The 24,254-nt window shown below is 60.6% G+C and carries 27 protein-coding genes; 16 read left to right on the top strand and 11 right to left on the bottom strand.

All coding sequences use genetic code 11. From position 1 onward, the window contains the following. Window positions 1–5 precede the first annotated feature (5 nt). The 3 genes from NCN06_RS11625 to NCN06_RS11635 are packed head-to-tail and all read right to left on the bottom strand — an operon-like array spanning window position 6 to window position 2,198. Window positions 6–1,607 (bottom strand): glycoside hydrolase family 3 N-terminal domain-containing protein, encoded by a 1,602-nt coding sequence (locus NCN06_RS11625; protein ID WP_226399056.1) that lies wholly within the window; start codon window positions 1,605–1,607, stop codon window positions 6–8. Then, window positions 1,588–1,992 carry a 30S ribosome-binding factor RbfA gene (rbfA, locus tag NCN06_RS11630; protein ID WP_226399053.1) on the bottom strand — a complete coding sequence of 135 codons (405 nt, stop codon included), beginning with the start codon at window positions 1,990–1,992 and terminating at the stop codon, window positions 1,588–1,590. The genes NCN06_RS11625 and rbfA overlap by 20 nt, the downstream gene beginning before the upstream one ends. After that, window positions 1,992–2,198, bottom strand: coding sequence for a DUF751 family protein (locus tag NCN06_RS11635; RefSeq protein ID WP_166018509.1), 207 nt, complete (start codon window positions 2,196–2,198; stop codon window positions 1,992–1,994). The genes rbfA and NCN06_RS11635 overlap by 1 nt, the downstream gene beginning before the upstream one ends. A 316-nt stretch (window positions 2,199–2,514) precedes the next feature. On the opposite strand from NCN06_RS11635, the gene NCN06_RS11640 reads away from it, so the two are divergent. The 5 genes from NCN06_RS11640 to NCN06_RS11660 all read left to right on the top strand — a co-directional run bounded on the left by NCN06_RS11640 (window position 2,515) and on the right by NCN06_RS11660 (window position 5,904). Beyond that, window positions 2,515–2,742, top strand: a complete 228-nt coding sequence (locus tag NCN06_RS11640) for a DUF1651 domain-containing protein (RefSeq protein ID WP_350223195.1) — start codon at window positions 2,515–2,517, stop codon at window positions 2,740–2,742. Between the two features lie 216 nt (window positions 2,743–2,958). Continuing rightward, the gene (locus tag NCN06_RS11645) at window positions 2,959–3,570 is read left to right on the top strand and encodes a hypothetical protein (RefSeq protein WP_166018511.1); all 612 of its coding nucleotides are present in this window, start codon (window positions 2,959–2,961) and stop codon (window positions 3,568–3,570) included. A 205-nt stretch (window positions 3,571–3,775) separates the two neighbouring features. Continuing rightward, window positions 3,776–4,417, top strand: coding sequence for a hypothetical protein (locus tag NCN06_RS11650; RefSeq protein WP_166018512.1), 642 nt, complete (start codon window positions 3,776–3,778; stop codon window positions 4,415–4,417). Between the two features lie 241 nt (window positions 4,418–4,658). Continuing rightward, complete coding sequence (gene grrA, locus NCN06_RS11655) at window positions 4,659–5,021, top strand: GrrA/OscA1 family cyclophane-containing rSAM-modified RiPP (protein ID WP_226422701.1); 363 nt, start codon at window positions 4,659–4,661, stop codon at window positions 5,019–5,021. Between the two features lie 157 nt (window positions 5,022–5,178). Next, on the top strand, window positions 5,179–5,904 hold the full coding sequence (locus NCN06_RS11660) for a glutathione S-transferase family protein (protein WP_226422865.1): 726 nt from the start codon (window positions 5,179–5,181) through the stop codon (window positions 5,902–5,904). On the opposite strand, the gene NCN06_RS11665 is transcribed toward NCN06_RS11660, so the two are convergent. Then, window positions 5,870–6,547, bottom strand: coding sequence for a DUF6816 family protein (locus tag NCN06_RS11665; RefSeq protein ID WP_250398964.1), 678 nt, complete (start codon window positions 6,545–6,547; stop codon window positions 5,870–5,872). The genes NCN06_RS11660 and NCN06_RS11665 overlap by 35 nt on opposite strands. On the opposite strand from NCN06_RS11665, the gene NCN06_RS11670 reads away from it, so the two are divergent. Next, the gene (locus NCN06_RS11670; protein WP_166018518.1) at window positions 6,546–6,809 is read left to right on the top strand and encodes a CRR7 family NDH-1 assembly protein; all 264 of its coding nucleotides are present in this window, start codon (window positions 6,546–6,548) and stop codon (window positions 6,807–6,809) included. The genes NCN06_RS11665 and NCN06_RS11670 overlap by 2 nt on opposite strands. Before the next feature lie 2 nt (window positions 6,810–6,811). Here NCN06_RS11670 and NCN06_RS11675 read toward each other — a convergent pair whose 3' ends face one another. After that, window positions 6,812–7,387 carry a shikimate kinase gene (locus NCN06_RS11675; protein ID WP_226422699.1) on the bottom strand — a complete coding sequence of 192 codons (576 nt, stop codon included), beginning with the start codon at window positions 7,385–7,387 and terminating at the stop codon, window positions 6,812–6,814. Between the two features lie 51 nt (window positions 7,388–7,438). On the opposite strand from NCN06_RS11675, the gene NCN06_RS11680 reads away from it, so the two are divergent. The 4 genes from NCN06_RS11680 to NCN06_RS11695 all read left to right on the top strand — a co-directional run bounded on the left by NCN06_RS11680 (window position 7,439) and on the right by NCN06_RS11695 (window position 10,713). Further along, window positions 7,439–8,359, top strand: a complete 921-nt coding sequence (locus tag NCN06_RS11680) for a 6-pyruvoyl trahydropterin synthase family protein (protein ID WP_226422698.1) — start codon at window positions 7,439–7,441, stop codon at window positions 8,357–8,359. 8 nt (window positions 8,360–8,367) lie between these two features. Further along, window positions 8,368–9,042 carry a RibD family protein gene (locus tag NCN06_RS11685; RefSeq protein WP_226399023.1) on the top strand — a complete coding sequence of 225 codons (675 nt, stop codon included), beginning with the start codon at window positions 8,368–8,370 and terminating at the stop codon, window positions 9,040–9,042. A gap of 78 nt (window positions 9,043–9,120) precedes the next feature. Continuing rightward, window positions 9,121–10,296, top strand: a complete 1,176-nt coding sequence (locus NCN06_RS11690) for a GNAT family N-acetyltransferase (protein WP_226422697.1) — start codon at window positions 9,121–9,123, stop codon at window positions 10,294–10,296. A gap of 9 nt (window positions 10,297–10,305) precedes the next feature. Further along, on the top strand, window positions 10,306–10,713 hold the full coding sequence (locus NCN06_RS11695) for a DUF4346 domain-containing protein (RefSeq protein WP_250398965.1): 408 nt from the start codon (window positions 10,306–10,308) through the stop codon (window positions 10,711–10,713). A gap of 3 nt (window positions 10,714–10,716) precedes the next feature. Here the strand turns inward: NCN06_RS11695 and NCN06_RS11700 are convergent, their stop codons facing one another. Beyond that, window positions 10,717–12,291, bottom strand: coding sequence for a B12-binding domain-containing radical SAM protein (locus NCN06_RS11700; RefSeq protein WP_226399026.1), 1,575 nt, complete (start codon window positions 12,289–12,291; stop codon window positions 10,717–10,719). Between the two features lie 144 nt (window positions 12,292–12,435). Between NCN06_RS11700 and petL the strand changes: the two genes are divergently transcribed. Further along, window positions 12,436–12,528, top strand: coding sequence for a cytochrome b6-f complex subunit PetL (petL, locus tag NCN06_RS11705; protein ID WP_115025429.1), 93 nt, complete (start codon window positions 12,436–12,438; stop codon window positions 12,526–12,528). Here the strand turns inward: petL and NCN06_RS11710 are convergent. Then, entirely contained in the window at window positions 12,521–13,744 is a 1,224-nt protein-coding gene (locus NCN06_RS11710) for an MFS transporter (protein ID WP_226399027.1), read from the bottom strand. The two genes, petL and NCN06_RS11710, sit on opposite strands and share 8 nt — an antisense overlap. Continuing rightward, window positions 13,741–15,117: a 30S ribosomal protein S12 methylthiotransferase RimO gene (rimO, locus tag NCN06_RS11715; RefSeq protein ID WP_226399028.1), complete on the bottom strand. Its 1,377-nt coding sequence runs from the start codon at window positions 15,115–15,117 to the stop codon at window positions 13,741–13,743. Before rimO ends, NCN06_RS11710 begins: the two co-directional genes overlap by 4 nt. Before the next feature lie 85 nt (window positions 15,118–15,202). On the opposite strand from rimO, the gene NCN06_RS11720 reads away from it, so the two are divergent. Further along, window positions 15,203–16,132, top strand: a complete 930-nt coding sequence (locus NCN06_RS11720) for a vitamin K epoxide reductase family protein (protein ID WP_250398966.1) — start codon at window positions 15,203–15,205, stop codon at window positions 16,130–16,132. 1 nt (window position 16,133) lies between these two features. Here the strand turns inward: NCN06_RS11720 and nadB are convergent, their stop codons facing one another. The 3 genes from nadB to NCN06_RS11735 form a co-directional block, all read right to left on the bottom strand. Then, window positions 16,134–17,792: an L-aspartate oxidase gene (gene nadB / locus NCN06_RS11725; RefSeq protein ID WP_226399035.1), complete on the bottom strand. Its 1,659-nt coding sequence runs from the start codon at window positions 17,790–17,792 to the stop codon at window positions 16,134–16,136. 71 nt (window positions 17,793–17,863) lie between these two features. After that, complete coding sequence (psbU, locus tag NCN06_RS11730; RefSeq protein WP_226399030.1) at window positions 17,864–18,271, bottom strand: photosystem II complex extrinsic protein PsbU; 408 nt, start codon at window positions 18,269–18,271, stop codon at window positions 17,864–17,866. A 112-nt stretch (window positions 18,272–18,383) separates the two neighbouring features. Beyond that, entirely contained in the window at window positions 18,384–19,094 is a 711-nt protein-coding gene (locus NCN06_RS11735) for a DUF3120 domain-containing protein (protein WP_226399031.1), read from the bottom strand. Between the two features lie 111 nt (window positions 19,095–19,205). On the opposite strand from NCN06_RS11735, the gene NCN06_RS11740 reads away from it, so the two are divergent. Genes NCN06_RS11740 through NCN06_RS11755 form a run of 4 tightly spaced genes read left to right on the top strand, consistent with a single transcriptional unit; the run spans window position 19,206 to window position 24,126 of the window. Further along, complete coding sequence (locus tag NCN06_RS11740; RefSeq protein ID WP_250398967.1) at window positions 19,206–20,069, top strand: undecaprenyl-diphosphate phosphatase; 864 nt, start codon at window positions 19,206–19,208, stop codon at window positions 20,067–20,069. Window positions 20,070–20,088: 19 nt separating this feature from the next. Next, window positions 20,089–21,486: a TIGR03279 family radical SAM protein gene (locus NCN06_RS11745; RefSeq protein ID WP_250398968.1), complete on the top strand. Its 1,398-nt coding sequence runs from the start codon at window positions 20,089–20,091 to the stop codon at window positions 21,484–21,486. Window positions 21,487–21,511: 25 nt separating this feature from the next. Continuing rightward, complete coding sequence (locus tag NCN06_RS11750) at window positions 21,512–23,329, top strand: TolC family protein (RefSeq protein ID WP_250398969.1); 1,818 nt, start codon at window positions 21,512–21,514, stop codon at window positions 23,327–23,329. Beyond that, window positions 23,323–24,126 (top strand): inositol monophosphatase family protein, encoded by an 804-nt coding sequence (locus tag NCN06_RS11755; RefSeq protein ID WP_226399034.1) that lies wholly within the window; start codon window positions 23,323–23,325, stop codon window positions 24,124–24,126. Before NCN06_RS11750 ends, NCN06_RS11755 begins: the two co-directional genes overlap by 7 nt. Window positions 24,127–24,254 lie beyond the last annotated feature (128 nt).

Genomic DNA, 24,254 nt, shown 5'->3' on the forward strand with positions numbered 1-24,254 from the left:
TGTGGTCAGTCGGTGAATGCACCGCCTCCGCTAGCCGGCGAACTGGTGGGAAACAGCGCGGTGAGCACCTGGCGCTGGGCCTCCTGCATCTGGCCAGCGGAATAGGCGGCCGGACAACCGCTGGGCAGAATGGGCTGAAGGCTCTCCCAGAGGTAGGGGCTGCCGTAGATCACGACCCCGGCCAGTCGGTTGAGGGTGACCAGTTGTTGGATGGCTGCAGCCCAGGGCTCCTGAGCGTCACGCCCAGCGCGGAAGGGGTTGCCCCGCAGGAAGAGTTGCAGCATCACCGGGCCATTCCCCAGGCCTTCCAGCGCAAGGGGTGCCTCCGGCTGGCCGCTCCAGGGCGACAGGCCTTCTCCATGCAGCACCACCGAGCGAAATCCTTGGGTTTCGGGAATGCGCAGGGCCGGTGACCAGCCGCTGAGGGCGGCTGCGCTTGGTAACAGTGAATCCACCCGCACCAGGTTGATCCCTGCGTCAGCCCGCACCACTGCATCGCGGATGGTGACGCTGTGGCGCACCAGCTCCGCTTCCAGGGCCTGGTCGGCTGCCGTGACAATTGGCCCTGAAGGGGCGCTGATAGGGATTGATTGCAGAGCATGGGCACGGCGCTGACGGCTCTCCTCCAACCGCTCGAGGGGCAGTCGTCCGCTGTTGAAGCCAGCGCAGAGGCCATCGATCGCGGCATCTGCATCCGCCGGCATCAGGATCAGGTCGGCTCCGGCGTCAAAGGCCAGCACGGCCGCTTCTGCTGCGCCATGCCGTGCGCTGATCGCTTCCATCACCAGGGCATCGGTCACGACCAGACCGTTGAACCCCATCTTGCGCCGCAGCAGATCGGTGAGGACGGCCTTGGAGAGGGTGGCGGGCTGCTCTGGATCCAGTTCCGGCAGCAACAGGTGGGCCGTCATCACGCTGTCAATGCCGGCGGCAATGGCGGCACGGAATGGGGGCAGTTCCACCTGTTCCAGCCGTTCGCGGCTGTGGGGCAACACCGGCAGGTCGAGATGGGAGTCGCTGGCGGTGTCGCCGTGGCCGGGAAAGTGCTTGGCGCAACCGAGCACATCGGCCTGCGATAGCCCCCGCTGAAAAGCCACGGCCAGGGCGCCCGCACTGCTGGGATCCTCCCCCCAGGCCCGCACATTGATGACGGGGTTGGCGGGGTTGTTGTTGACGTCGCACACCGGTCCCAGCACCCAGTTCAGGCCGCAGCGGCGAGCCTGTTCGCCGGTGCAGCGGCCGTAGCGTTCGCTTAGTGCCATGGCCAGCTCGGGGTCGCCCCGGTAGAGGCGTCCAAGGGCCAGGGGCGGCACCAGCCAGCTGGCGCCCTCGAAGCGTTGGCCCACGCCCTCCTCCACGTCTGCGCAGAACAGCAACCGCTGGCTACTCCACCCCTGCAGTTGCTGGGTGCGTTGCTGCAGCTCCACGGCGCTGCCCCCCAGCAGAATCACGCCGCCGACACCTTCCTGAAGCAGACGCTGAAGTGTGCCGTTGGGCAGTTCCCATTGCGGGTAACGGCGCTGGTGGTCGCTGAGATGACCACTGGCCCGCAGCACCAGCAGCTCAGCCACCTGGCGACGCAGGTTGCTACTCGCTGGGGTGTTCATCACTCCCCGGTGGAACCTCACCTCGCTGCTGCCGTTCATCCTCGAGGCGATTCAGCAGCCCCAGCATGGAGGTACCGCGTTCCAGGCCGCGGTCAAGTTGGAACACCACCTCGGGGGAGCGGCGCATCTGCAGCCGCCGCCCCAGTTCTCCCCGCAGGAAACCGCTGGCGGCCTGAAGGCCTTCGAGCACCTGTGCGCGCTCCTGGGCCTCTCCGAACACGCTCACAAAGATCTTGCAGTGCTGCAGATCGCCGGACACCTCCACTTCGGTGATGCTCACCATGCCCTGGTGCACCCGTTCATCCCGAATGCCATTGATCAATAGTTCGCTGACTTCTTTGCGGATCAGCGCGGCAACCCGCTCCACTCGACGCCCCTGTGCCATCACGCCATCGGTGCTGAATTCACCATGGCACGCAGCACAAGTATGAGGCTGATTCCCCCGCTGATCAGGGCGCCGATCAAGGCGACGGCTGTGACGGGATTGCTCCGGCGTGCGACTAGGGGTTCGGCGACGGAATTCATCACCCCGAGGGTGAAGGCCACCAAGTAGCGGGGGTAACGGGAGACGTTGAGGAAAAACTCTCTCATATCTAGTTATTGCAACGTTTTTGGAGGTGTTTGGAAGGCTTAGACAATTCTTGGGCAGAGGCTGCTGACGCAGCACAGATCCATAACGGACCGGTGTTCAGCAAGAGATGCCTTGGATGCGTGGAGTTTATTCGGCTCAAAAAACCGTGAGGGAGTTTGCCTGAGACTTCTAGATCTCTTGTAATTGCAGTGCATCTGCGGGGTTATTGGACATGTTTTATCCAACGCCTTGGACAGGCTGGCTCGATCTATTGATGTGACCTGCAATAGCTTGGTACATATGAACTAAATCAGAGTTTTTGGGTCAGAGGGCTTCATCCAAGATCCGGCGACCAAAGAAACGAAGCGGTTTCACCGGGATAAGAAGAGCTGGATCAGAGATCCAAAGGTCTTTTTCGACACGGGGATACCCATACCGGAAGAACCACCACTCCTCAAGACACGTGTGCATCTGCGCAGGGACGCTGCAGAGCAGCTCTGGAAGGAGTTGCATCGCGTTGGCTGGCAACAAGTGGAGCCTTGTTGGGGAGGGAGCCTCTGCTGAGCTCTAGAACGAAGGGGGTATGGGGGGAATCAGCGTCCTGGTGTGTATGTAATTAGGGCCTGGAAATTTCTGTTGGAAGATCTGATGCGATGCAACCTCAGACAAAAGCAACTGCAGCAGGGTGAGCGCCTGAAGTAGTGATGCACGCTTTGGGCGTCGACGTGGCAGAAGTAAGTGGGCTGGGCACCAGAAACGGTTTGAGACCACAATTGGCTCATGATTCGCGCCGCTCTCGCAACCATTGCTCTGATTGCTGGAGCAATTCCTGTAACTGCTGCTGGTGATGTCGCCCCTGAAATCCACCAGCTCTGTCTTCAAGCCGCCGACTATCGCGGCTGTGTAGAGGCTCAGGCTGGAACCCCTGAGTACCTCGGCAACAAGTGCCCTGAAAATCACGCCTATGTCGGCGAAGGCAAATGCCAGCGCGTCTACTGCGACTGGGTTGGACTTGGCGGAGGTCACCACGAACCGCTGGTTGCTGGCAAGTCCACCTGGCGCTGCGGAAACAACTACAACTTCTGGAAGGACGAGCTGCAGGTTGGAATCCTGCGTCTTGGTGCCACCGTCGAGGTCGAGCAAACCTCTACCTGCCCTTCAGTCGCTCCTCAAGAAGGTTGGAACTCCAGTTGCGAGCATGCTGAAGACAATTGGCGAGCCATAGAGGCTGAAGCGAAGCGCCCTAAATGCTCCAAGAGGCTTGTTGCGTTCGAGTGCGACTGGAGCGCCTACTTGGAGGCAAACCCTGGCATGAAGGCATGGGCTGAAAGCAACCCTGAAGCCGCTGAAAAGCAGCGCATCAAGTTGGAGGCTGACCCACTGAAGAAATGATCGGGACGAGCAGGGCAGGCTGCTTGGTTGGCACCTGGGGGAGAGCCTCAACTCAGATGCGAGAGAATGTGATCTCAGCCCAATCCTTCCATTCTCTGGGTGAGTCCTTCTCGAACAAACACCTGCTTTTAGGCGCAGTACTCTCCAAGGCAACTGGAGACACCTCAGGCTTTGTCAGTAAGATTGTGAAGACGACTGCAGAGACATGACATTTCTTCAGCGAATCAAAAAACCAGCAGAAATCTACGTATTACTCGCTACATTTATTTTTACCGAACAATTCGATCGAAACCTCAACCTCGAGGCAGTAGAAGAAGGAGCAATAAAAAACTTCCTAGAAGTTGCACATGCTTTTCTGGACGCCCTTACCAACCATATGCAGCCAATTGGCGCCATATTTTTTGGCTACACATTTATCCTTATTGTCTTGAATTTGGCGAACAAGGGAGTGAGAAAAGGCGTCGATATATTGGCAATATTTCTCTCAGTGTGCTGGATTTTAGAGCTTGTTATCATGAATTTACTTCTTGTTGCCCCGATCAAAAGCCCAGTCCTTTTAATTGTTGAACTTCTTCTATTTATACCCATAATTTTGATCTGCTTTTCGTGGTGGTATTGGCGCATCAATGAAGGTCGTTCGATTAGGAATTTACCTCCTGCCATTCTGGTCTATGATGCACCTGGAGCCATGGAATATTTCTTTTTTGCGGCCGAAGTTTGTTTTGATTACTCGCAAGATTCATGCAAGACTGCCCCCTCGAAAGCGGTAAGACTTTTAAATGGATTTGTTGTTCTAGACGTTTTTGGCCTCACCCTATCCAGGGCCGTCGATCTTGCCATTGGCTAGCAAAAAAGTGTTTTTTTGGGCGAAAGCACTACAAGATCGATCGTAAATAAGCCAAGAGGCGACACGATTGTCGCCATCCATCTCTCGACAAGACCTCACATACAAGCCACCCCGTCAGCGATGGCGGGGATTTTTATTGCTTGACCAGATCGGGGAACACTTCAAGCAGTCACGTCTGACACATGACCCGCCGCTTCCACTATGGCTAGTACTTCAGAAATTCAGCTGCTCAATGGGCCTAATGAAGCCAACCACCCTTCTTGGAACACTGATCCTGCTCAGCACCTGGAGCAGTGTTGGCGCCACTGAGGCCGGAACATATTCAGTTCAAAAAGCTGACAACAGCATCGAGCAACGCATTGCTGCTGCACGGAGTGACGACGGCTGGTCGCACCTGTTGAATGCAAAGCTGCACAAACCGCTGGATATCGCTGCTTGGGGTAACGGTCGCGGACGTGGCTGGGCCAATGGCGGTGGCTGGCGCAATGGTGGCGGTTTCGCTAATTCAAGTGGTGGTTTCGCTAACGCCGGTGGTGGTGGCTGGCGCAACGGTTCAGGTGCCTGGGGCAACGGTGGCGGGCGACGTGGCTTTGTGAATTGGTAGAACTGCGAGCTGACTTCACCCCGTCAGCAATGGCGGGATTTTTATTGCCTACCCAGATGGGGGATTCGTAGCCCTGAAATTGGGCAAAACTCCCGCATGGTTCTGGCGAGCTTCGGAATGTGCTGGCTACTCTGCCGGGCCTATGGCTGTTTTGGACATGCTGGAGCTGCATCAATTCCGCCATTCCGCCTTCTGCCTCAAGGTGCGGATGGTGTTGCAGGCCAAAGGGCTGAGTTTCCGCACCGTGGAGGTGACCCCTGGCGTTGGCCAGGTGGCCGTGTTCCGGCTGTCCGGGCAACGGCAGGTGCCTGTGCTGGTGGATGGGGAGCAAGTGATTGCCGACTCCAGTGCCATTGCGCTGCACCTGAATCGACGTGAGCCCGACCCTGCTTTGCTGCCGGCTGATCCACGTCAGGTTGCCCAGGTGCATCTGTTGGAGGACTGGGCCGATACCACCTTGGCGATGGCCGGTCGCTCGTCTTTGGTGCAGGCCGCGGCATTAGACCCAGAGCTACGTGTTGCACTGCTGCCCGACGATCTTCCCGATCCCGTGCGTTCGGTGATGGGTGTGATCCCCGGCGGTTGGGTCAGCAACATCACCGAGCTGGTCAACCAGAACGAACGCACCGAGCTTCTTGCCAGCCTTGAGCAGCTCGCCGCCTCGGTGCAGGCCAGCCCCTGGTTGGTCGGCGATAGCCTCACCTTGGCCGATATCGCCGTGGCAGCCCAGCTGTCGCTGCTTCGATTTCCCCCCTCAGCGGGTTCGGCCCTGGCTGGCAAGGGTGTGCCCGGGTTGAGCGATCACCCCAAGCTGCAGCCCCTATTCCAATGGCGTGACCAGCTCGAACTCAAATTGATGGAGCGGACGCTGGAAGAGGTGTGAAGCGCAGTTTGTAGTGGTGCTGAGCAATGGCCTGATCCCGCAGGCTTTCCCCTGGGGAGGCATAGCGCCCTTGCCACTGCTCAGCGCAGATGTCTTTGCCGCAGCGGTTGTAGCGGCTGAGGGTTTCGATTCTGCTCAACCGCGGAGGTCCTGGGGCATGCAAGATTTGCAGCACCAGTTCGTCTGCAAGAAAAGTCTCAGGGCTCGGGCTCTCTTGGCGGCGGCCCGTCACCGTTGTCTCCAGGAACAGGTCGCCTTTCAGTCGAGCGATCTGGCGATTGGCGGAGTCGGGGTCTTCCTCGACCCCCAGCAGCTGCTCCCCGAGCAGGGCTCGGCCAATGGCTGTGGCATTGAAGCTTCGATCGCCGATCAGGCGACCGCGTCGGTCGGCCTTGAACCGTGCCTGATGGCGCAGAGCTGGATCGCCAGGGGCATCCAGATCAATGCTTTCCACTTGCCAGAGCCCGTCAAACCAGTCGGGATAAACCAGGTCGTCCCGATTCGAGGGCCGCGGCAATGGTGCTGGAAGGCTCCAGTCGGGCCAACTGTTCAGCCGCTGCTCAAGGCTGCCTTGAGCCCAGGCGGGGCCGCCACTGAGCAGGATGGTGAGGCTGATCAGCAGCATCCAAAACCCCCGTTCCATGTCTGATCCCCTGATCCGTGCCCTTGATGACTATGTGGTGCTGGAGCCCGGCAAGCCGGAGAAGCTGCTCAGCGCTGCCGACACGTTGACATGGCTGAGCGGTTGGTTGCGCAGGCTCGATCAGCTGCCGGCCGATCTCGCGGATCAACCCGATGTGGAAGCGGCGGCTCAGCGTTTGATCGACACGGCCTGCGATCTGGAGATCAGCCCCGGTCTGACCTTGCAGTGGTTTGCAGTACGGCTGGAGCCGCCAACGGCTTGATTTCAGTCGGTGCGGCGTTGGCTCGGATCTTTCAGCAGGCTCGGAAGCAGCTGCAGAATCCCATCGGCGACCACGTCCGGGGTCTCGTCGTTGATCACCACCGTGAGATCGGCTTCGGCGTAAAGGTGCTGTCGCTTGTTCAGCAGCGCCTTCAGGTCGGCTTCTGGATCGGCGGTCTGCAACAGCGGACGCACCGTGCTGTCGGCTTTAAGACGTTGCATCAACTGGTCGGGGACCACATCGAGCCAGATCACGATGCCGCTGTGCAGCACCCCCCAGTTCTCCGGTTCGGTCACCACACCGCCACCGGTGGCCACCACCAGTGAGTGGCGCTGACTGATGGCATTCAGCACCTGGCTTTCCAGGCTGCGGAAGCCTGCTTCGCCATCCCGCTCAAAGATCTCCGGGATGCTGCAGCCTGCTGCCTGTTCGATCACAGCATCAGCATCGACAAAGCCGTAACCCAGGCGTTCGGCCAGGGGCCGTCCGGTGCTGGTCTTGCCGCTGCCCATCATTCCCACCAGGTACAGGCTGCGCCCGCCCAGTCGCTGCTTAAGGGTGGGGGTGGAATCCGCCATGACTCGGAATCGGCATTAGCTCATTAGGATGCCTGGCGGCCGGAACGTCACATGACTGAAACGAAGTCACCAGCGCGGCACGGCCAAGGTCGTGGCTGTGTCATTACCCGGCGGGCCTGTTTCAGCGCCAGCCATCGCTATTGGCTGCCGGAGTTATCCGCCGATGACAACGCCGCCCGTTTTGGGCCCTGCGCCTTGGCTCCAGGCCATGGTCACAACTACGAACTGATCGTGTCCATGGCCGGCGGACTGGATGCCGACGGCATGGTGCTCAACCTCTCGGAGGTGAAGCACGCCATTCGTAACGAGGTCACCGGCCAGCTCGACTTCCGCTTCCTCAATGAGGCCTGGCCGGAATTCGATGTTTCCGGTCCTTCCGGCTGTCTCCCCACCACTGAGGCCCTGGTGCGGGTGATTTGGCAGCGCCTCAGCCCGCATCTGCCGATTACGGCTCTGCGCCTCTACGAACAACCGGGCCTTTGGGCCGACTATCTCGGACATCCCATGGACGCCTTCCTCACCATCCGCACTCACTTCGCTGCTGCCCACCGCCTGGCTCGCCCGGAGCTCAGCCAGGAGGAAAACGAAGCGATCTACGGCAAGTGCGCCCGCCCCCATGGCCATGGCCACAACTATCTGGTGGATGTGACCGTGCGCGGTGAGATTGATCCCCGCACCGGCATGGTCTGCGATCTGTCCGCCCTGCAACGCCTCGTGGATGATCTGGTGGTGGAGCCTTTCGATCACACCTTCCTCAACAAGGACGTGCCGTTCTTCGAAGAGTGTGTGCCCACAGCTGAGAACATCGCTTTGCACATCACCGATCGTCTCTCCAGCCCGATCAAGGCGATTGGTGCCAGCCTTCACAAGGTGCGGCTGCAGGAAAGTCCGAACAATGCGGCTGAGGTCTATGCCGAAGCACCGCAGTTGGAGATGTCACCGGCTGCCCTCGATGCAGTGGCGGCCGTCTGACTGACGGCTTGACGCCCCAACGCCCCACCTCTCAATGCCCCACGGTCCGGCTGGTGCTGGCCATCAGCCTCGACGGCCGCTTGGCACCGCCTCAAGGCGGTGCGGCCCAGCTGGGTGGAGCCGGAGACCGGCGTGCTTTGGAGCAGGCACTGGCTTGGGCAGATGCCTGCCTGATTGGCGCTGGGACCTTGCGCGCCCATCAGTGCACCTGCTTGATCCGTAACCCTCAGTTGTTGGAGCAGCGCCTGCAGGAGGGGCGACCACAGCAGCCGGCCGCTGTGGTGGTCAGCCGATCGCTCGGCTTCTCGCGCACCTGGCAGTTCTTTGACCAGCCACTTCAGCGTTGGCTCTTGGCTCCGGCACCCATGCATCAGGGCTTTGATCGTTGGTTCCCTTTGGCGCCAACCTGGCCGGAGCGGCTCCAAGCGCTGGGCGCGGCTGGGATTCAGCGGCTCGTGCTTTTGGGTGGCGCTCAACTCACCGCAGATCTGCTGGCAGCGGACTGCGTCGATGCTCTCCAGCTCACAGTGGTGCCCCAGCTGCTTGGCGGTCCCTTCAGCTGGTTGCCACTCACGGATTCGCCATTGCCTGCTTCTTTGGTGCAACCGGGCGCCTGGCAGTCCGATGGCGTTGAGGACCTCGGTCACGGGGAGTGGCTTCTTCGCTACGAGAGGATCCGCTAGGGAACTTTCCTGAGCCTTTAATCAGCCCGTGGTTCTCTCTGGTTAAGGTCATCAGCGATGGCCAATGACACCGTCTGAATGACGTCACTCACGGCCCGCTGGCATCGCTCCATCAACGAGATCACTGAGCAGCAGTGGAACAGCCTGGTTGGAGACGATGCGATCCCCTTTTACCGCTGGAGCTGGTTGGAGGCCCTGGAAAGCTCCGGCAGCACCATCCCTGATCAAGGCTGGCAACCCTTGCATCTGGCCCTCTGGCGGGATGACAGTCCGATTGCTGTGGCCCCTCTGTTCCTGAAGGGGCACAGCTATGGCGAGTTTGTGTTTGACCAGACCTTTGCGCGCCTCGCCGCTGATCTGGGCTTGCACTACTACCCCAAGCTCCTTGGGATGAGCCCGGTCAGCCCCGTGCTGGGGTATCGCTTTCATGTGCGGGCTGGAGAGGACGAGGCTCTGCTCACACGGGAGCTGCTGCGGGCGATTGATCGCTTCTGCGAACAGAACGGCATCCTCAGCTGCAATTTTCTCTATGTGGATCCGCAGTGGCGGCCCCTGGCGGAATCGGGAGGCTGCGCCGCTTGGCTGAACCAGCAGAGCCTCTGGAGCCGAGGCGATGATCAGAGCTTTGAGGACTATCTCAAGGGCTTCAATGCCAACCAGCGCCGCAACATCAAGCGGGAGCGCAAGGCCGTAGCCAAGGCGGGAATCACAGTGACGCCGCTCAGCGGAGACCAGCTCGATCTGAAGCTGCTTCAGACCATGCATCGCTTTTATGAGCAGCACTGTGCTCGCTGGGGACCCTGGGGCAGCAAATATCTGGAGGAGGGTTTTTTTGAAGCGCTGGCACGGCTGCACCGCGATCAGCTGGTGCTCTTCTCAGCCCACCGCGGTGATCCTCACGATCCGGTCGCCATGTCGATGTGCGTCCAGGACGGCCGTCAGTTGTGGGGCCGGTATTGGGGCAGCAACGAGGAAATTGATTGTCTCCACTTTGAAGTCTGTTACTACGCCCCGATTGAATGGGCCCTGGCCAACAACATCACCAGTTTTGACCCTGGAGCCGGTGGCAGTCACAAACGTCGCCGGGGCTTTGTGGCACGCCCTCACGCCAGCCTGCACCGGTGGTACCAGCCCCAAATGGATCAGTTGATCCGCACCTGGTTGCCGAAGGTGAACGGCCTGATGCTGGAAGAGATCGAGGCCATCAATGCGGAGCTGCCCTTCAAAGCAGAACCTCCTGCCTTGGCTTTGTAGGTTGAAGGCATGACCACAACCCCTGAAGCACCGGCATCGACCGCCGCCGCGATGGATGCCCTGGATCATCGCCTGTCTCAGCGTTTCATCGCCTTGGACCCGAGCGGATATTTCCTGATCAAGCTGGATCGTGATGCAGCCGAACTGGTGCTGGAGCACTACAGCAACACCATTGATGACAAAGGGCTGGCCAGAGATTCCGACACCGGTGAGGTGTTGCGTTGTGACGGGGCAAATGCCCCCCGGCGGCCCTCAGCGATCTATCGCGGCCGTACAGCCAAACAGCTCGGCATTGATCTCACTGAGGGGGATGAGCCTCATCCGCTGAGTCTTCTCGATCATGCCCTTTATCTCGGGCGAGAGTTGCAGAAGGCCGAACAGTGTCTCCGAGACGGCACGGACTATGTGCAGGACTGAGTTTTAAACGGGTTGTAATTCTTTTGGAGTGGTGGGTTCTTCAGGCGGCAAGGATTCCAGCTGCTCGCGGATTTCCTGCTGAACGATCGAGCGGTACTCGAGGAAGTGCTCGTTGTGGGCCAACACGACCAAAAACTGCTCCAGCAGAGCAGGGTTATGGCGGGCCATCCCAAACATGTATTTCCAGAAACGACTGCGGGTATCGCGTTTGATCCCCTGACGCCAGACCACGGTGCTCAAAGCCTTGATATCAATCCACGTCGGAAGCTTTGCGGCAGCTTTCCAGCGGGGGGCACCCATTTTCAGGTAGTAGCTGTAGACCCGATCCATGTAGGCATTGGGTTCGTAGAGCGCGCAGAAGGCTTCCACGTACTCGTTGGCGATGTCTCGGATCGGTCGGGTGGGTTCGAAGTTGAGCAAGTTGGTCTGATTCACGCCCTTGGCGGCATCTTCTCCCTGAATCAGCCGACCTTCCCGCTCCAGCCGCGCCCACAGGGCTGTCTTGGGTAAGGCCTGAAGCATGCCCATCATCGCGGCGGGAATGCCGGTGCGGGTCACGAAGTCCACGATCCGGCGGCCTGCTCCATCCTTTTCGCCGTCAAAGCCGATGATGAAGCCAGCCATGACTCGGATGCCGTTCGCCGTGATCCGGTCAACAGCAGCATCGAGCGGGTTGCGCGTGTTCTGCACCTTGCGGGCTGTTTCCAGGCTGGCTTCATCTGGGGTTTCGATGCCCAGGAAGACGCTTTCGAATCGCGCATCGTGCATCATCCGCATCATCTCGTCGTCGTCGGCCAGGTCCACGGAGGCTTCAGTGGCGAAGCTGAACGGGTACCCCCGCTCCTCCTGCCACGTGCGGATCTGCGGTAGCAGCAGCTTGGCGTTGCGCTTGTTGCCGATGAAGTTGTCGTCCACCAGGAAGATCGACCGTCGCCAGCCCAGGTCGTAGAGGTACTGCAGCTCCGCCACCAATTGCTCGGGGGTTTTGGTTCGGGGTTTGCGGCCGTAGAGAACGATGATGTCGCAGAACTCGCAGTTGAAGGGGCAGCCGCGGGAGAACTGAACGCTCATCGAGTCGTAGGCGTCGAGCTGCAGCAGATCGAAGCGGGGAATCGGTGTGGCAGTGACGTCCGGCTTGTCTCCCTCTGAGGTGAACCGACCCTTGGTGTCGCCCCGTTCCAGGGCTTCCAGGAACATCGGCAGGGTGATTTCCCCCTCATCGAGGATCTTGAAATCCGCCAAATCCAGTTCGGGTGCATCCGGTGTGGAGCTGGCGAAGGGGCCTCCGATGGCCACTGGTAGGCCTCGCTGCTTGGCCTTGCCGATCTGCACGGCCATGTCGTCCTTCTGAACGATCATTCCCGAAATGATGACCAGTTCGGCCCAGCTCCATTCCTCTTCTGTCACCTCCCGCACGTTGCGGTCCACCAGCTTCATCTCCCAGTCCTGGGGCAGCAGCGCAGCTACCGTGCACATCCCCAGAGGAGGCAGCAACACCTTGCGGTTCACCAGCTCAAGGATCTTCTCGTAACTCCAGAAGGTCTTTGGGAACTCGGGGTAAACAAAAAGGGTACGCATGGCGTCGGGCGTTGATGGATGGACGTCCGGTTGGCCCGGTTAGAGATACCTCTCAATAGGTATCGGCTGTTCACAAACCCTAAGCGCAATGGCCTGAACCCAGGCGAATGTCTGATCTAATAGTGGTCACCTCAGTACTTGCACATGGGCGTCGGCATTTATCTCGGCCTGGTTGGTTCTGGTCTGGTGACGGCTTTTGTGCTCACCAAGATCCTCAAGGGAATCAAGCTCATCTGAGCTGTTCCAGACGCTTCGCCCCTCGTTTTCGCATCCAGAGCACAGCCACAGCAGCGCTGAGGCCTCCGGTGAGTGCAAAGGCCGTTGACAGGCTGGTGGTCTTCACCAGCAGGGCAATAAGCAATCCACACATGCCGCCTCCGCCCAGGAAGGCGATCTGGCTCAGTCCAGCCATGCGGCCGCGCATCACCTGTGGTGAACCGATCTGACTGATCAGGTTGCAGCTGCTCAGCAGTCCGGCGGTGCCGGCGCCGATCAGGAAGGCCATGGCCAGGCTGAATCCTGGCCCGGGTGTGCGGGCCATCCCCAGCTGGGCCACAGCGGTGACCAAGCCGAAGCTCCCGAGGGTGAGGAACGGGCGCCGGCAGAAACGTTGGCTGTTGCGTTGCAGCACCGCGCCGCCCACGATGCTTCCGGCGGCCAGCACGCTGGTGAAAAGCGCCAGGTCTCCAGGATCGGGTCCCAGCATGCGATCTGCAATCAATGGGGCCAGTCCCGGGTGGTAGAACCCGATCAGACAGAGAACGGCGGTGAAGCTGAGCACCCCCTGTAGGGTGCTGCCGCAGTGGCGCCAGGCATTGAGCAAGCTGGCGTCCTGGCCGCCGCCGCTGCGCACCTCCTGATCCCGATTCGGACTGAGCAGGAACATCACACTGGCGATCGGCAGCAGATAGCTGGCCGCATCAATGCCAAGGGCCCAGGCCGGGCCCGTGGCCACCAGTAACCAAGCACCGATTGGGGGGCCCACCAGCTTGCCCACGTTGAACACCACCGAAAAGCTGGTGAGGTAGCCCGCCAGCTGCCCGGGTTGCTCGACCAGGATTGAGCAGTACTTGTTGCGGGCTGTCAGCTCATAGGCGCCGGCGATGCCCACCAGCAACGTGCTGCAGAGCAGCAGCAGCACCTGGGGTGTGCCCTCCAAGAGAGGAATGGCCAGTGCCCCCAGGCCTGAGGCGGCCAGCAGCGCCCATTGCGCCTGCACCAGCACCCCTTCACAGCCCACGCGGTCGGTGCGCACTCCCGCTGGTCCGCTCACCAGCAGGGTCGGCAGCGACAGCGCGGCGAAGTTCAGCGCCAGCACGAAGGGATCCACGCCCCCTTTCATCAGGATCCAGCCCTTGGCGGTGATGCCGGCGAAAGACCCTGCTGTACTGACGCCAGAGGCGATCAGAAAAAGCTGGCGCTGCTGCTCGGCCCGCAGTTTAAGAAGGGTCAACCCTGGCGTCTCGCTGCGGCCACCATGGCGCGGGCACCGACAATCCGCCCGCTTAGGTCATAGATGTCGGCTCCGGTGATCTCCACCGGCACCAGGCTCCCCGGTGCGGCCTGTTGACCATCGGCGCCGGGTTGCACCCGCACTTCGCCGTCCACTTCTGGAGCAAAGCGGGCGCAGCGACCGATCATCTCGCCGGTTTGCGGGTTGTGTTGTTCGATCAGCACGTCCACGGTGCGACCCACCCAGCGGCTGTTGCGTTCCGCCGAAATCGGTTGTTGCAGAGCCATCAGGGCATCCTTGCGTGCCTGGGCCACCTCTGGATCGACGCGATCGGGCAGGTCGGCAGCTGCCGTGCCGTCCTCCGGCGAGAAGGTGAACACCCCCACGTGATCGAAGCGCTGCCGCTCGAGGAAGCCCATCAGGTGCTGGAAGTGCTCTTCCGTTTCGCCAGGAAACCCCACGATCAGCGTGGTGCGCAGCACCGCGTCGGGGAGTTGCTCGCGGATCTGATCCAGCAGGCGGTCGTTCACATCCGCCTGCCAGGGGCGGTTCATCGCCCGCAGCACCTCCGGATGGCTGTGCTGCAGCGGCAGATCGAGATAGGGCACCACGTTGGGCACCTCCCGGTAGGCCGCCAGCACATCCGGGGTCAGCCCGGTGGGGTAGGCGTAGTGCACCCGGATCCAGGGGATCTCCACGTCGCCCAGGGCCCGCAGCAGTTCCGCCAGCTTGGGTTTGCCGTACAGGTCGAGGCCGTAGTTGGTGGTGATCTGGCTGATCAGGATCAGCTCCTGCACCCCCTGTTCGGCCAGTTGGTGGGCTTCGGCCACGATCGATTCGATCGGTCGGCTGCGCTGATCCCCCCGCAGCTTCGGAATGATGCAGAAGGCGCAGCGGTAATCGCAGCCCTCGGCCACTTTGAGGAAGGCCACCGCCTGGTCGGTGGTGCGCTGGCGCGGCAGATATTCATCGCCCACAAAGGTGGGCACGGCGCTGACTTGGTTGACCCGCTCCCCTGCCTCCACCCGCTGCAGCACGTCAACGATGTGCTGGTAATCGCCGGTTCCCACAATGGCCTTGGCTTCCGGAATCGACTCCAGTAATTCCTCCTGGAAATGCTGGGCCAGGCATCCCGCGATGATCAGCTCCTTGCCCTGTTCTGCCAGTCCCACCAGGGTTCGCACCGATTCCTCGCGGGCGTCCTGAATGAAGCTGCAGGTGTTCACCACCACCACGGCGGCATCGTTTTCATCGGTGCTAACGCCATAGCCCGCTTCCGCCAGCAGCCCCACCATGTGTTCGGTGTCGACCCGATTCTTCTCGCACCCCAGGTGGGCGAACGCGACCGTCGGTTTTGTCGGGGTGCTTGTCATCACGTCGCCGGCAGGCCATCTCTCAGCCTACGAAGCGGCTTGATCACGCCGGAACTGACAGAATTCGAATACTTGAAGATCAAGGATGGGCACCACCCGTCTCGTTAGCCGTCGACGCCAAGATTCAGGCGCGAAATGGGCCCGCATCGCCATGGCGGTGCTGGCCACTGCTGGGCTGATCGACACCGGTTCGATCACCCTCAAGCGCTGGGGCCTGCTAGGCAACCTCACCTGTCCGATGGGGGCTGACGGTTGCGACAAGGTGCTCAACAGCGCCTGGGGGACGGTCTTCGCTGAGATCCCTCTTGCGCTGATAGGAGTGCTGGCCTATAGCGCGGTGCTCCTGATGGCGCTGCTGCCCTTGTTGCCAGGTCTGCAGGAAAACAAGGCCGACCTCTCGCGACGCACCTGGTGGGGCCTGTTCACGGTCTCCCTAGCGATGGCCGTCTTCAGCGGTGTGCTGCTGGGCGTGATGCTGCTCAAGATTCAGGCCTTCTGTTTCTTCTGTGTTCTCTCTGCGGCGCTGTCCCTGGCTTTGTTGGTGCTCTCCATCATTGGAGGCGGCTGGGAGGATCTGGGGCAGCTGCTGTTCCGCGGTGTGCTGCTGGCCCTGGCCGTGCTTCTGGGGGGCTTGATTTGGGCGTCGGTGGTCGATCCCAATCGGCCCGAGACCGTGGCCAGCGGCACCGGTGTTGCCCCGCTCGTCACGACCGAGAGCACACCTGCGTCGATCGCCTTGGCCGAGCACCTCACCAGCAGTGGCGCGGTGATGTATTCCGCTTACTGGTGCCCCCATTGCCATGACCAGAAGGAGCTTTTCGGCAAGCAGGCTTCCGATCAGCTCAAGGTGGTTGAGTGCGCGCCTGATGGTGAAAACAATCAGGCTGACCTCTGCCGCAGCAAAGGATTAGAGGGCTTCCCCAGCTGGGAGATCAATGGCAGCGTCGACTCTGGCGTGAAAGGGCTCGACACCTTGGCGGAACTCAGCGGCTACGACGGCAACACCGACTTCTAAATCAAGGGCGCACGGCTCGGGTGAAGATGCCCTGCTCTCGTTGCTGCCTGGAATGCTGCCGCCATTGCGGCAGCGGCGCCGGAGCATCGCTGCGGTAATGACCGCCTCGGCTTTCTCCGCGAAACAGGCAGGCCTCCAGCATCAGACGGCTGGTTAATAGCCGGTGGTGCAGATCCAGCAACAGGTTCAGATCGCGTCGGCTGCTTTCCGCCAGCAGGCGAGGGGCACAGGGGTCCGCTCGCAGCAAGGCCTGAAGCAGAGGCTGCTGTTCCAGGTGCTGTTCGTCCTCCTTGACCTGGGTTAGGGCCTTGCGCAGTCCGGAGGCGGACCGCTCCACACCCGCCCGCCGCCAGCAGAGTTGTCGCAGCTGTTCGATCGCGTCGATCAACTGCGAACTACTGCTCCCGTCCAGGTCGAGCTCGAGGGGTTGGGCTGTGCCGTTGGTAGGTGTCGGCAGGGCTGGCCCGAGCTCGATCTCCTTGAGTCGATGGGCGAACACCAGGCACTCCATCAGGGAGTTGCTGGCAAGACGGTTGGCCCCATGCAGGCCGGTGCAGGCCACCTCCCCCACGGCATAAAGCCCCGGCAGTGTGGTGGCGGCCTGCAGATCCGTGGCGACTCCTCCCATCCAGTAGTGGGCAGCCGGGGCCACGGGAATCGGCCGTTCCAAGGGATTGAGTCCGAGTTCATCGCAGCGGTCCAGGATTGTTGGGAAGCGTCGCTCCGCTTGGTCGCGCGGGATGGCGGCGAAGTCCAGCCACATCTGTTGCACCTGCTGCCGCTGCATGGCTTGCATTAAGGCCCGGCTCACCTGATCCCGCGGTGAGAGGTCGCGTTGGCGCAGATGGGCCACAGGGCTTCCCCCGAGGGAATCCACAAGCACTCCACCTTCACCGCGCACGGCTTCGGAGATCAGAAAACAGGGGGCGTCATCCAGGCGGATGGCCGTGGGATGGAATTGCACGAACTCCAGATCTTCCACTGCAGCCCCCGCTTGCCAGGCCAGGGCGATGCCCTCGCCGCAGGCCTGGGCAGGATTGGTGGTGTTGGCAAACAGATGGCCTCCCCCGCCGCTGGCCAGCACGACAGCGCGGGCTTCGATGCCGTGAAGATTCGCCCCATCCAGCACCTGTACGCCGCAGCAGCGCCTATCGCGCACCAGCAGCTGGGTCACCCGGACGCCGCGGCGGTGCAGCAACCCCGGCCGTTGCTCGACACGATCCCGCAGCACATCCACAAGAGCCCGTCCGGTTTGGTCCTGCACATGCAGGACTCGCCTGTGGCTGTGGGCTGCTTCCAGGGTGGTGGCAAGACCGTCTTGATCCCGGTCAAAAGCCATGCCCAGTTGGTCAAGACGATCCACGCAATGGGGTGCCTCCTGCACCAGCAGTCGCACCGCATCGCCATCACAGAGGTCAGCTCCGGCCAGAAGGGTGTCCTCGGCATGGCTGTCGGCGCTGTCTTCCTTCCGGGTCACCGCGGCGATGCCGCCCTGGGCCCAGCGGCTGGAGGAACGCCGCCCCGTGTTGCGGTTGAGCAGTAAGACCTTGAGCTCTGGGGGTAGATCAAGGCAGGTCATCAATCCAGCTGCCCCGGCACCGATCACCACCACGTCCCAGGGACCTGAGGGGATGGGATCAGAGCTGCGGGGCTGTGCCATCACGGGGACAAAAAAACCGCCGGTGGTCCGGCGGTTCAAGCAATCACAGTCATTGTGACGGGGTTAATGGATCAGCGGTACTGACCGTCATTGATGCGGTCGTCGCCCTCATTCAGAGCAATGGAGGGAGGAGTGACAGTGAAATTGTCGCGATACTTGGCGAAGAGCTCTTGCTGACGATCAGTCAGGTTGAGAGACAGCACGTCGTCAACGCTGTCGTAGGGGCCGCCCAGAACGATTTTCCCGGCCATGGTCGGATACATGCCAGGAAATTGCTGGAAGCGACGCACGGAGGAATTGTTGAGGTCGACCTTGCCTTCACGTTCAGCGATCTTGTCGTCCACAACGTTGCGGATCTCGTTGCCGGAATACTTGCTGCGAAGGTCGTCGTCGGCATAAACGCTGTTGGGAAGCACAAGGCCTGCCATCAGACTTGCCATAACCAGTGCGCCGGTCAGCCAGCTCAGAAGCCGCTTCATCTCAACTCTCGATCAGGGGTCAGAACGGGACGACCGGCGTTGCCGGCTCGTGAAGACTACAAGTCGTTGCCCCTTTAAACCCTCTGATTTGCAGCAGCTTTTGCAGTTCGTTTCACTCGATCAACCCGCTGAGCCCGGGCTGCAGCAACGCCGAGAGCAGGAATAATCCGTCTACCCAAAGGGTTGTGATCAACACAGCAGCTGCCATGGCTCCGGTCTCACCGTTGGAATTGTTGCCATTCGTGTTCAGGCGACGTCCAACGAATAGGACGATCGCAGCAGCAATCATCAGGGTGACCATGGGCAGGGGCTGAAGCAAATGCAGCCCTGCCTGATGCAGCAGTAGAGGAGCCTGATCCAGGGAAGCGGTCACGACTGCCGGCCAGAACTGCATCACGCCGGTGGCCGCCATGGCCAGGTCTGTGCAGGCTGTACCCAATAGAGATGACAAATAAAACGTTGCCGCCAGCCGCCAGCGGCCCTGCAGGCCACCCAAGGCAACAGGCAAAGCGAAGGCTTCAACGGGCAGGTGCAGCACGGGATGGGCCCGCAGCCAACCCCAGAAAATGCAGCCCGCAAGCCAGCTACCGCTGAAACCAACGAGAAGGGAACCCAGGTCGGATGCCGTCTGGGAGCGGCTCTGATGCAACACCAGGCCGGCTGCAATCAGAACACCCGTGAAAAGGGTTGCTGAGAAAGGATCCAGACGAACCCAAGGTGCCTGCAGAAACACAGGCAGCACCACCATTGCTGCAGCGATGCGCGCGACCGGAAAGGACCACGACCGTGCGGAGGCTGAGGTGTGCCAGGTGCCGCCGATCAAATCCTTTTCATGAAGAAAGTCACGGAACCTTAGAAGACATCTTCAAGTGACGCGGCCGACATCCCTGCCTTGCGGGCCGGGGATACCGTCAAGGCGACATCTGTTGTCTCGATGGCGGACCCCTCTGCATCCATAACCCTGCTTGAGGCCTGCTGGCGTGATCTGGTGCTGGGAGTTGTGCAGGGCCTCACTGAATTTCTGCCGATCAGCAGCACCGCTCATCTAAAGGTGGTGCCTGTGCTCTTGGGTTGGGGCGACCCTGGCGTTTCCGTCACCGCCGCGATTCAACTGGGCAGCATCGTTGCGGTGATCGCCTATTTCCGCAGCGATCTCAGCCAGGTGCTGCGGGGAATCAGTCGTGCCATTCGCCATGGCCAGTGGCGGGAGCCGGAGGCACGTCTTGGACTCGCCATGGCGGTGGGCACCCTGCCGATCCTGGTGGTCGGGCTGGGCATCAAATTCTTCTGGGCTCATGGTTACGAACAGTCGCCCTTGCGCAGTGTTCTTTCCATTGCGATCGTCTCGATCGTGATGGCTTTGTTGCTTGCTTTGGCGGAACGGGCTGGAACCCGTCGCAAGCAGCTCCCGGATGTTTCAGGGCGTGATGGCTTCGTGGTGGGTGTGGCGCAGGCGTTGGCCTTGATTCCAGGGGTGTCCCGTTCTGGCAGCACCCTCACAGCTGCCCTGTTCGATGGTTGGCACCGGGCCGACGCCGCACGCTTTTCTTTCCTGCTCGGCATCCCCGCAATCACGATTGCGGGGATGGTGGAACTCAAGGATGCTCTGGATGCCAGTGCTGGTAATGGCCCCCTCCCGTTGTTGGTAGGCATTTTTTCAGCTGCCTTGGTGTCCTGGCTGGCGATTGATTGGTTGCTGAAGTTCCTCCAGCGCCACAGCACTTGGATCTTTGTTGCCTACCGGCTGCTCTTCGGTCTGCTTCTGCTGGTCTGGTGGGGCGCTCACGGCGCACACTGAGTTCAGATGAAGTCGGCTTGTGTGGAATGAGCCATCCGCTGGAGTTGCCGTAGCAGCTCTGGATCCAACCAGCAGTGGCCGCCAGCCTCAGCCTGCTGTGGTGGCCTCCGTAGAGGCCGGCTCGATCGGGGAGGAGTTGGGTTTTGAGCCGGGCGATCAGTTGCTCAGCATCAACGGCATTCGACCACGAGATCTGATCGATTACCGCTACCTCTGCGTGGATGAGGAGCTTTGCCTTGAGGTGCGTGATGCAGCGGGTGCTCTGCATCAGGTGGAGTTGGAAAAGGAGGCTGATGACGGTCTTGGCCTGGCCTTCACCGAGGCCCTGTTTGATGGCTTGCGTCAGTGCAATAACAATTGTCCGTTCTGTTTCATCGATCAACAGCCCCCAGGCCGGCGCGACAGTCTTTACCTAAAAGACGACGATTACCGGCTGAGCTTTCTCTATGGCTCCTATCTGACCCTCACCAATCTGGGCGAGGCCGATTGGCAGCGGATTGAGGAGCAGCGTTTATCTCCATTGTTTGTATCGGTGCATGCCACGGAGCCCGACCTGCGCTCCCGGCTGCTGGTGAACCCGCGTGCTGCGCAGGTGATGGATCAGCTCGCCTGGTTTGACCAGCGTGATCTGCAGATTCATGCCCAGGTGGTGGTCTGCCCAGGGCTTAATGACGGTCCTGCACTGGAGAGGACCTTGAACGACCTGGCATCCTTCGCGTCTGGCCCCTGGCCGGCGGTGCTGTCCGCAGCGGTTGTTCCGGTGGGGCTTACCCGGTTCAGGCCGGCTGAAGATGGCCTTGTCCCTGTGGATCCGGCCTGTGCCCGGCAGGTGATTGCCCAGGTGGAACCCATGCAGCAGAACTTCCAGGCGGCCTTGGGCACCCGCTTTGCCTGGCTCTCGGATGAGTGGTACTTGATGGCTGGGTTGCCGTTGCCGCCTCGGGATGACTACGAGGATCTTCCGCAGCAGGAGAACGGCGTGGGCAGCATTCGCGCCTTCCTCGAAGCTCTGGATGCCGCGACTGAAGACCTGCCCAGAGCGGTTCCGCAGCCCCGTCGTTGCAGCTGGGTGGTGGGTCAGATCGTCGCCCAGGCATTGCAGCCCGTGGCCGAACGGTTGAATGGCGTTGATGGTGTCGAGTTTCACCTGATCGGACTGCCCAGTCCCTATTGGGGGCAGGACCAAGTGGTGACCGGACTGTTGACAGGTCAGGATCTGCTCAGTGGGTTGCAGGGGCGAGATCTTGGCGATGAGCTGCTGCTGCCGTCGGTGATGTTGCGGCAGGGGCAGCCTGTGTTCCTCGATGACATGACCTTGGAGGCCCTGGCCGCGCAGCTGCCGGCCCCCATCCGGATTGTGCATGGGGCGGCTGACGTCGTGGCCTCAGTTTTGAGTGCCGTAGGAAAAAGTCCCTAAACTCCGCCAAAGGTTTTTGATTGCTGTGCGCCGGATCACCGCGGGTATTTGTCTCGTTGCGGGCGTCGTCTCCACCGGTGTTCCCTCTGCATTCAGCCAGGAGACTGCGCAGTCTGAGTCGGCATTGGTTGACCAGAACACGCTTCCCGATGCGATCGATTTGAAGGGTGCACGCCCCAAGGCTGATCCATCTGTCGTAGCTCCGGCTCTCGACGTCTTGCCGCCTCCCCTCGTTCCTTTGGCTGCTCCCCCCAGCCTGGCGCTCCCTGATGCGCCGGCTCAGGTGCGCATTCATGAGCTGCGTCCTCTCACCCTGGAGGATGCTCTTCAGCTGGCCGAGTTCAACAGCCCGAAGCTCAAGGCTGCTGCCAGTCAGGTTGATCAGGCCAAGTCTGCACTCCGCGCAGCGATTGCAGCTTGGTACCCCACTGTCGACCTCTCGGCCAGTGGTCTCCCAGAATATTTCAAGTCGTACTCCTACCAAAATCCAGATTTCGTCCCAGATCGGGTAGTTCGAAAACCCACGACCCGCGTTATCAATCCCGTCACCGGTGAAAAAAGTGGGACCAATCCCAACACCGGTGAAGAGTTCACAAAGCCTGTCACGCGGGATGGGTTCAACGAGCGCTACGGCAGGGAGTGGCGCTTAAACATCAGCTTGCAATTGAGCTGGGATCTGATCAATCCGGCGCGCGTTCCCGAGATAGCTGCAGCCCGTGATCAATTTGAGCGGGCTGGCGATTCGTACTTGATTGCTTTGCGTGATCTTCGTCTTCAAGCGGCAACGGGCTATTTCGATCTTCAAGAAGCTGATGAGGGTGTTCGCATCGGTCAGGCTTCTGTGAAGGCTTCCTTGGTCAGCCTGCGTGATGCGCGAGCTCGCTTCAACGCTGGTGTCAACACCAAGTTGGAGGTGTTGGAAGCGGAGACTCAATTGGCCCGAGACCGCAACATCCTGACGGGGAATCTCGGCAAACAGGATCTCGAGCGACGCAATCTCGCAGCGGTGCTGGACCTTCCGCAGGACATCACCCCAACCGCTGCATCACCTGCCCGGCCTTTGGGTCTCTGGGAGCCCTCACTGCAGGAAAGCATCGTTGCTGCTTACAACTACCGCGAAGAGCTTGATCAATTAGTCCTCGATATCTCCATCAACAACAGCCGAGCTAATGCGTCTCTTGCCGCTGTTCAGCCCGTTCTCAGGTTTGTCAACTCCACCTCGACAAGTCGGACCCAAGGTCAGACCGGTCAGACGTCGAATGACATTGATATGGGCAATTTCACGTACGGCATTCAGAACAGCACGGTGCTGAAGGCGAACTGGCGTCTGTTTGATGGCGGTCGTGCACGGGCCCAATACAGACGCTCCAAGCAGGCCGCTGAAGAAAGCCGGTTCAAATTCGCCAGCACCCGTGATCAGATCCGCCTTGAAGTGGAGCAAAGTTTCATTGGCCTGCGAACGGCCATCCAAGAAATCGACACCACAGCCAGCGAGGTTCTCTCATCCCGAGAATCCCTTCGCCTGTCCAATCTGCGGGTTCAGGCTGGTGTCAGCACCCAGAGAGAGGTAGTCAACAATCAGCGTGATCTCACCCAAGCAGAGCTGCGTTACGCCAGAGCCATCAACGCCTACAACACCAGCCTGGCGCAGCTACAGCGCCGCACAGGTTTGGATGCGTTGGTCGCCTGCAATGCGGTCTCATTGCCGTCGACCAAGCCGGTACCTGATCAAGCACCGATTCCCATTGAGCCAACGCCGCTCAAGTCCGCCTGTCCCTCTTTAGCTTCCTCAGATTCGACGGTGAATCAGACTGAGAGCAGTCCTGTTCAGCCTCTGTGGTGACGTTGGTGCTCAGTGACGATCAACTGAGCTCAGTACATCTGCTGCTGGATCGCATTCGTGCTCGTCAGCTGCAGGATTTTGGCCAGATCGGTTCCGATGTGAAGCCGGATGGTTCCTTGATCACCGACTGCGATCGCTGGAGTGATGCCTCTCTGGTTGAGGGCTTGGCCAGCATTGCCCCGGGGGAGGGCGTCCTCAGCGAGGAGGGATCCAAAACAGTCCCAGCCACGCGGGCCTATTGGGTGGTGGACCCTTTGGATGGGACCACCAATTTTGCGGCCGGCATTCCCTATTGGGCGATTTCCGTGGCGCGTTTTGTTGACGGCCGACCCAGTGAGGTCTTTCTGGATGTGCCAGCACTGGGGCAACGCTTTGTCGCTCTGCGTGGCCGCGGCGCCACCCGAAACAATCAACCGCTCACGTCTGAGACCCGAGCGTTGGCGACCAGTGCCTGTGTTTCGCTTTGCAGTCGTTCGATCCGTGTGCTGCAGCGCAAACCTGATCAGCGCTTCCCTGGAAAGATTCGCTTGCTTGGTGTTGCCAGCCTCAATCTGGTGAGCGTGGCGATGGGGCAGACCATCGCTTCACTAGAGGCCACTCCCAAGATCTGGGATTTGGCTGCGGCCTGGTTGGTGCTCGACGAACTCGGTTGTCCAATTCGCTGGTTGGATGTGGATCCAGCTCAGCTCTCTCCGGGTGAGGACGTTGCTGAACGGGGTTTCCCCATGTTGGCGGCAGGTTCATGGGCTCATCTGGCGCGTTTCCTTCCATGGGGAGAGGCTCTGGTGCAGCCTTGAAACGTGCCTCTTGCGAGCTGGGGAGATGTGGTGTTATGGTTTTGTCTTGCGCGGGAGCCGAGAGGCGAGCGCGCAAGCCGAAGCGCTGAAGGCGAAAGTCTTGATGTGTCTTAGGCGACTTACAAGAT

Origin of the sequence: Synechococcus sp. MU1648 (assembly GCF_023630615.1) — a bacterium.
GTDB lineage: Bacteria > Cyanobacteriota > Cyanobacteriia > PCC-6307 > Cyanobiaceae > Parasynechococcus.